This is a genomic window from Methylobacterium segetis (assembly GCF_004348265.1).
GTDB classification, from domain to species: Bacteria; Pseudomonadota; Alphaproteobacteria; order Rhizobiales; family Beijerinckiaceae; genus Methylobacterium; species Methylobacterium segetis.
The window spans coordinates 1-6717 of the sequence record NZ_SMNT01000169.1 but is presented as its reverse complement, the minus strand read 5'-3'; the positions used below and the strand labels follow the sequence as shown (position 1 = coordinate 6717).

The 6717-nt window shown below is 71.5% G+C and carries 6 protein-coding genes and 2 pseudogenes; 4 read left to right on the top strand and 4 right to left on the bottom strand.

Annotated features, from left to right (window positions below; all coding sequences use genetic code 11):
- Positions 1–504 (bottom strand): annotated as a pseudogene (locus E1J50_RS25250) (EAL domain-containing protein); the annotation flags it as partial.
- A gap of 323 nt (positions 505–827) precedes the next feature.
- Here E1J50_RS25250 and E1J50_RS25245 point away from each other — a divergent pair.
- The 4 genes from E1J50_RS25245 (at position 828) to E1J50_RS25230 (ending at position 4719) form a co-directional block, all read left to right on the top strand.
- The gene (locus E1J50_RS25245; protein WP_132256922.1) at positions 828–1052 is read left to right on the top strand and encodes a heavy-metal-associated domain-containing protein; all 225 of its coding nucleotides are present in this window, start codon (positions 828–830) and stop codon (positions 1050–1052) included.
- Positions 1053–1063: 11 nt separating this feature from the next.
- On the top strand, positions 1064–2425 hold the full coding sequence (gene aptA, locus E1J50_RS25240; protein ID WP_132256920.1) for an omega-aminotransferase AptA: 1362 nt from the start codon (positions 1064–1066) through the stop codon (positions 2423–2425).
- Between the two features lie 234 nt (positions 2426–2659).
- Entirely contained in the window at positions 2660–4333 is a 1674-nt protein-coding gene (locus tag E1J50_RS25235; RefSeq protein ID WP_132256917.1) for a formate--tetrahydrofolate ligase, read from the top strand.
- A gap of 92 nt (positions 4334–4425) precedes the next feature.
- On the top strand, positions 4426–4719 hold the full coding sequence (locus tag E1J50_RS25230) for a type II toxin-antitoxin system Phd/YefM family antitoxin (RefSeq protein WP_132256915.1): 294 nt from the start codon (positions 4426–4428) through the stop codon (positions 4717–4719).
- Between the two features lie 314 nt (positions 4720–5033).
- On the opposite strand, the gene E1J50_RS25220 is transcribed toward E1J50_RS25230, so the two are convergent.
- The 3 genes and pseudogenes from E1J50_RS25220 to E1J50_RS27630 all read right to left on the bottom strand — a co-directional run.
- Positions 5034–5399 carry a response regulator gene (locus tag E1J50_RS25220; RefSeq protein WP_132256913.1) on the bottom strand — a complete coding sequence of 122 codons (366 nt, stop codon included), beginning with the start codon at positions 5397–5399 and terminating at the stop codon, positions 5034–5036.
- 162 nt (positions 5400–5561) lie between these two features.
- Complete coding sequence (hpt, locus tag E1J50_RS25215) at positions 5562–6131, bottom strand: hypoxanthine phosphoribosyltransferase (protein ID WP_132256911.1); 570 nt, start codon at positions 6129–6131, stop codon at positions 5562–5564.
- A gap of 144 nt (positions 6132–6275) precedes the next feature.
- Positions 6276–6717: pseudogene (locus tag E1J50_RS27630) on the bottom strand (hypothetical protein); the annotation flags it as partial.

Here is a 6717-nt window from a genome sequence, read left to right as displayed (position 1 = left end):
CGGCTCGGGCGGCGGCGCGACGGGGGCGGCGGGGATCGGCATCGGGGCGACCGGTGCCGCGAGGACGGGCGGCGGCGGCGCGACGGGCGGGGCCGGCCGTTGCATCTCCGCCTTGAGGCGGGCGATCTCGCCGTCCTGCGTGGCGACCACGGAGGCGAGGTCGCGCACGATGCCGCTGAGGAGGCCGATCTCGACGGTCACCTCCTCGATGCCGGTCGCGAGCGCGGCCGTGTCCGCCGGAGGTTCGGCGGCCGCCGGCGCCGCCGCCCCGGCTTCGAGGCGGATCAGGCGCTTGGCGAGCACGTCGAACTCGGCGGAGAGCTTGTCGCAGCGCCGCGTCAGCGCCGCCGCCCGCCGGTGCGAGAGGAGCGCGGCGAGCGCCGCCGCGAGGGTCAGCGCGAGGGCGGCGGCGAGGGGAGAGACGATCGCGAGGGGGCCGAGCACGAGGAGCCCGAGCAGAGCCAGGGCCAACAGGCTGCTGCGCCGGCCGAAGATCCGGTCCATCGGACTAAGCCCAAACCCCTCGAACGCGGGAACGGAAACCTGCACCGGACGGACCGCGCCGAATCGGGGCATCCCACCTTGTTGCCGAGGCGGTCCGGCCCGGCAAGGCGCGAGCCGGCGAGGGCCGCCGATTTCCGGCCGGTGTGACATGGACTTGCCGGGCCCGATGACTTGCCGGGCCCGATGACTTGCCGGGCCCGATGACCCTCCCGGTCCCGGATGCCGGATGCACGCCCGGGCCGGGCGCCCACGTCGAACCGGCTTGCATCGCCGCGCCGAGGGTCCGACATGGGATGGGACGCGGCCGAGAGAGGACAGGGCTCATGGACGAGAGGCAGGTGGACCTCCTGATGATGCGGGTCGAGGGCATGACCTGCAGCGGCTGCGCGGAGGCCGTGCGCCGCACGATCCGGCGCCTCGACCCCGGCGCCGAGGTGGAGGTCGACCTCGCCCTCGGGCGCGTCGCATTGCGCACCCGCGCCCAGAGCCTCGAGGTGGCGCAGGCCCTGACCGGGGCCGGCTACACCGCGACCGCGATGACGGGCTGACGGGCCTGGCGATGCCCGCTCCGCTCCCGGGCACCGTGCCCAACTCCTTGCCGGGCTCCTTGCCCGGCCCGAACGACCTCGGCGCGTGGTGGATGCCGTTCACGGCCAACCGCGCCTTCCGCCGCAAGCCGCGCCTCGTCTCCGGCGCGGAGGGCATGCACTACGTCACCCCGGACGGGCGCCACGTCCTCGACGGGATCGCGGGCCTCTGGTGCTGCAACGCGGGCCATGCCCGCGAGCCGATCGTACGGGCGATCCGGGCGCAGGCGGGCGAGCTCGATTACGCGCCGCCCTTCCAGTTCGGGCATCCGGCGGCCTTCGCCCTGGCGGGGCGGCTCGCGGCGCTGGCGCCCGGCGACCTCGACCGGGTCTTCCTCTGCAATTCGGGCTCGGAGGCGGTCGACACGGCGCTGAAGATCGCGCTGGCCTACTGGCAGGCCCGCGGCGAGGGCCGGCGCACCCGCCTGATCGGGCGCGAGCGCGGCTATCACGGCGTCGGCTTCGGCGGGATCTCGGTCGGCGGCATCGCGGCCAACCGCCGGGCCTTCGGGCCGGGTCTTCCGGGCGTCGACCACCTGCCCCACACCTACGACCGGGCGCGGCAGGCCTTCACGGTGGGCGAGCCGGATTGGGGCGCGCATCTCGCCGACGACCTGGAGCGGATCGTCGCGCTCCACGACGCGTCCACGATCGCGGCCGTGATCGTCGAGCCGATGGCGGGCTCGACCGGCGTGCTGCCGCCGCCGAAGGGCTATCTCGAACGGCTCCGCGCGATCTGCGACCGGCACGGGCTGCTCCTCATCTTCGACGAGGTGATCACCGGCTTCGGGCGCCTCGGCCACGCCTTCGCCGCCGAGCGCTACGGCGTCGTGCCCGACATGATCACCTTCGCCAAGGGGGTGAATTCCGGCACCGTGCCGATGGGCGGCGTGATCGTGCGCGAGCCCGTCCACGCGGCCCTGATGGAGGGGCCGGAGCACGGGGTCGAGCTGTTCCACGGCTACACCTATTCGGGCCATCCGCTCGCCTGCGCGGCGGCGCTCGCGGCCCTCGACCTCTACCGGGACGAGGACCTGTTCGCCCGCGCCCGGGCGCTGGAGCCCGCCTTCGGGCAGGCGGTGATGAGCCTGCGCAGCCTGCCCGGCATCCTCGACATCCGGACCGTGGGCTTGGCGGCCGCGATCGACCTCGTGCCGCGGCCCGACGCGCCGGCCCTGCGCGCCTTCACCATCATGGACCGTGCCTTCGAGGCGGGGCTCGTGGTGCGGGCGGCGGGCGACACCCTGGCGCTCACCCCGCCGCTCATCGTGCGCGAGGACCAGATCGGCGAGATGGTCGATCGCCTGGAGCCGGTGATCCGCGCCAACCCGTGACACGGCCCGCGCCCGGCCAGAATGAAAATTTGCCGCCGCCTTCAAAATTTCCGACGCGCAAGTCCGCCCGCCTTCGCGCAAACTGCTCCGATTGTTCAGGCTCGGCCCTTGGCCTGCGCGCTCCTCGGCCTAAGAGAGGCGCACGGCCCGGACCGGCAGCCCTCGGGGTGCGCACCGTCCCCGGCCAAGAAACGCCAACGCCACACGATGCCCTCGTGAACAGGTGAGGAAACCATGCCCTCAGACATCGAGATCGCCCGCGCGGCGACCCTGAAGCCGATCGCACAGGTCGCCGAGAAGCTCGGCATCCCGGAGGACGCGCTTCACAATTACGGCAAGCACATCGCCAAGATCGACCACGGCTACATCGCCTCCCTGGAGAGCCGGCCGGAGGGCAAGCTCGTCCTCGTGACCGCGATCAGCCCGACGCCGGCCGGCGAGGGCAAGACCACGACGACGGTCGGCCTCGGCGACGCCCTGAACCGCATCGGCCAGAAGACCATGATCTGCCTGCGCGAGCCCTCGCTCGGCCCCTGCTTCGGCATGAAGGGCGGCGCGGCCGGCGGCGGCAAGGCGCAGGTCGTGCCGATGGAGCAGATCAACCTGCACTTCACCGGCGACTTCCACGCCATCACCTCGGCCCACTCGCTCGCCGCGGCCCTGATCGACAACCACATCTACTGGGCGAACGAGCTCAACATCGACGTGCGGCGCATCTTCTGGCGCCGCGTCGTCGACATGAACGACCGGGCTTTGCGCGCCATCAACCAGTCGCTCGGCGGCGTCGCCAACGGCTTCCCCCGCGAGGACGGGTTCGACATCACGGTCGCCTCCGAGGTGATGGCGGTGTTCTGCCTCGCCAAGAACCTCGAGGACCTCGAGGAGCGCCTCGGCCGCATCGTCATCGCCGAGACCCGCGACCGCAAGCTCGTGACGCTGAAGGACGTGAAGGCCACGGGCGCGATGACCGTGCTCCTCAAGGACGCGCTGCAGCCGAACCTCGTGCAGACGCTGGAGGGCAACCCCGCCCTCATCCACGGCGGCCCCTTCGCCAACATCGCCCACGGCTGCAACTCGGTGATCGCCACCCGCGCGGGCCTGCGGCTGGCCGACTACACGGTGACGGAAGCGGGCTTCGGCGCGGATCTCGGCGCCGAGAAGTTCATCGACATCAAGTGCCGCCAGGCCGGGCTGAAGCCCTCCGCGGTCGTCATCGTCGCGACGGTGCGGGCGCTGAAGATGCACGGCGGCGTCAACAAGAAGGACCTCGGCTCGGAGAACATCGAGGCCCTGGAGCGGGGCTTCGCCAACCTCGAGCGGCACGTGACGAACGTGCGCAATTTCGGCCTGCCGGTCGTCGTCGGCGTCAACCACTTCTACGCCGACACCGACGCCGAGCACGCCAAGCTGAAGGCGCTGTGCGCCGAGAAGCTCCAGGTCGAGGCCATCACCTGCAAGCACTGGGCGGATGGCGGCGCCGGCGCCGAGGAACTCGCCCACGCCGTGGTGAAGCTCGCCGAGGGCGAGCAGAAGCCGCTGACCTACACCTACGAGCCCGAGGGCAAGCTCACCGACAAGATCAAGGCGATCGCGACGAAGCTCTACGGCGCCGCCGACATCCAGATCGAGTCGAAGGCCGCCACCAAGCTCGCCGCCTTCGAGAAGGAGGGCTACGGCCAGTTGCCGGTCTGCATGGCCAAGACCCAGTACTCGTTCTCGACCGACCCGAACCTGATGGGCGCGCCCTCCGGCCACCTCATCGGGGTGCGCGACGTGCGTCTCTCGGCGGGCGCCGGCTTCGTCGTGGTGATCTGCGGTGAGATCATGACCATGCCGGGCCTGCCCCGCGTCCCCGCCGCGGACACGATCCGTCTCGACGCGAACGGCCAGATCGACGGGTTGTTCTGATCGTCGGCCCGGCGGCCATCGAGGCCGCCGGGCCTCATCGCCCTTGAGGCTCGGTCCGGATATCCGTATTTTACGGAAAATCGGAGCCGGGCATGTCCATCACCGTCACCTCGTCCGAGGTGCAGAAGAATTTCGGCCTGTGGCACGACCGTGCCCAGAAGGAGCCCGTGCAGATCACCAAGCATGGGCGGGAAAGCGCCTATCTCGTCTCCGCCGAGACCTACAACGAACTCTGGGCCTGCTACCGGCGGGCCGTCGGCGTCCGCGATCTCTCCGAGGTCGAGATGGCGATGATCCGGGAGGCCGACATTCCCGAGGCGCACGCCTACGAGATCGAGGATCTGGACGACCCGGGCACGGAGGCGTCGCCCGCTCCGCGGACCTGACGCGCTCATGCGCCTCCCGGAGGACCCGCAGCCCGGCCTCGTGCTGTGCTACGCCTATCTGTGGAGACGCGAGAGCGAGGCGGGCCTGCTCGAAGGCCGGAAGGATCGGCCCGCCTTCCTCCGACAATGCACCCTGCTTCTACGGCTATCTGCCCCGAGGGGTCTTTCGCACGCTGAAGGAGGCGATCCTGCTCAACCGGGAGGCCGGTACCGCCCATGTCGTGAAGCGTTGATCCGCGTCGCGCGGCCCCGCGCGCCTTCCCGGGCGACGGGGATGCGGTTCGCGTGAGGGAAACGCTTTGTGTCGACAGGCTCTAGGCGGCCAGCGCCCGGTTCACCGTGGAGCGCAGGTCGGCCAGGGAGAACGGCTTCGTCAGCACGTCGGTGACGATGGCGTCGAGGCCGCGGGCGCGCTCGCGCTGGTCGGCGAAGCCCGTCATCAGGAGGATCGTCAGGTTCGGGAAGTCGCGCTTGGCCGCGAGCGCCAGCGCGATGCCGTCCATCAGCGGCATGCGGATGTCGGTGAGCATCAGGTCGAAGGCGCCGTCCGCCTCGTTGAGGCGGTCGAGCCCGTCGCTGCCGTCGATCGCCGTCACGACGGCGTGGCCGTCGATCTCCAGCCCCCGCTTGAGGAAGCCGCGGACCGTCTCTTCATCGTCGACGAGCAATATGCGCGCCATGCCGTCCCGTCTGAGAAATCGTTGTGCCGACAAGCGGCCCGCGAATCACGCAAGCGCCCGCGTGCCTGTCAAGATTCCGGCGGCCGTAACAGTTCCGGCGCCCCATCCCTATGCGCAATTGCCGCGACATTCCTGAAGAGTCCGTTGCGGCGGGAGGCGCCCTCAGGTGCCGCCGAACAGGTCCGGCTCGCTGCTCTCGTAATCCACAAGGCCGACGAAGGGCAGCTGCCGGAAGGCGTGCGCCACGTCCATGCCGTAGCCGACCACGAACACGTCCGGGCAGGTGAAGCCGACGAAGTCGGCGTCGATCGTCACGGCGCGCTTGCCCGGCTTCTCGAGGAGCACCGCCGTCATCACGCGCTTGGCGCCGCGGGCCATCAGGAGGTCCTTGGCGAAGACGATGGTGCGGCCGGATTCGAGGATGTCGTCGACGAGGAGCACGTCGCGGCCCTTCACCTCGCTCTCGACGTCGCGCAGGATCTCGACCTGGCCCGAGGAGACCGTGCCGGTGCGGTAGCTCGACAGGTGCACGAACTCGACCTGCGGCGAGAGCCCGGTCCGGTGCAGCGCCCGCAGCAGGTCGGCCGCGAACATGAAGCTGCCCTTGAGGACGGCCACGACGAGCAGGTCCCGGGGCTGGGTCGCGAGAATCTCCTGCGCGAGTTCCTCGTTGCGCCGGGCGATGGCGGCTTCGTCGAACAGGACGCGGACGCGTCGGGAGGCGCTGGTCATGGGTCTCTCATAGAGCATTTCGCCCGGCCCTGCCCACGCCTCGCGGCGCAAAAAGTCGGGGCCGCGGGGCTTCGTCCGCGCGCCGGGGCGGTGGCCGATGCCATCCGGCGGTCCTCAGGGCCGGGCCCTCGCCCGAGGCGGCGGTCAGGGATGCGCCTCGGCCGGCCCGGAGGCGAAGCGCACCTCGATCGCCCGGCCCTGCGCCGGAGGATCGTCGAGGTGGGCCGTGAAGCGGGCGCGCTCGCCGGCCTCCAGCGTCGGGCGCGGGGCCGGGACCGTGAAGACCCGCAGCGGGCGGCCCTCGGCGTCGCGCACCTCGACCTCGATCCGGGGGACCGGGACCGCGTGCGCGCCGACGCCGACGAGATCGCCCTCGACGCTGAGCCGGGCCGGCAGCCCGTCCGAGGCCGGGGCGCGGAAGGCGGCGACGTCGCGCAGGTCGAGGCCGCGCAGGTTCACGGGCAGGCCGAGGCGGGCGTAGAGCCCGGCGGTCTGCGGCATGGCGCGGACCACGGTCGCGCGGGCGAGGAGCGCGAGGGGCAGAGCCGCCAGCAGCACGAGCGCGGCCGCGGCCGCCGGCGAGATC

Coding starts and splice junctions, on each gene's coding strand:
- E1J50_RS25245 (WP_132256922.1), top strand. CDS start 828: ATGGACGAGAGGCAGGTGGACCTCCTGATGATGCGGGTCGAGGGCATG.
- aptA (WP_132256920.1), top strand. CDS start 1,064: ATGCCCGCTCCGCTCCCGGGCACCGTGCCCAACTCCTTGCCGGGCTCC.
- E1J50_RS25235 (WP_132256917.1), top strand. CDS start 2,660: ATGCCCTCAGACATCGAGATCGCCCGCGCGGCGACCCTGAAGCCGATC.
- E1J50_RS25230 (WP_132256915.1), top strand. CDS start 4,426: ATGTCCATCACCGTCACCTCGTCCGAGGTGCAGAAGAATTTCGGCCTG.
- E1J50_RS25220 (WP_132256913.1), bottom strand. CDS start 5,399: ATGGCGCGCATATTGCTCGTCGACGATGAAGAGACGGTCCGCGGCTTC.
- hpt (WP_132256911.1), bottom strand. CDS start 6,131: ATGACCAGCGCCTCCCGACGCGTCCGCGTCCTGTTCGACGAAGCCGCC.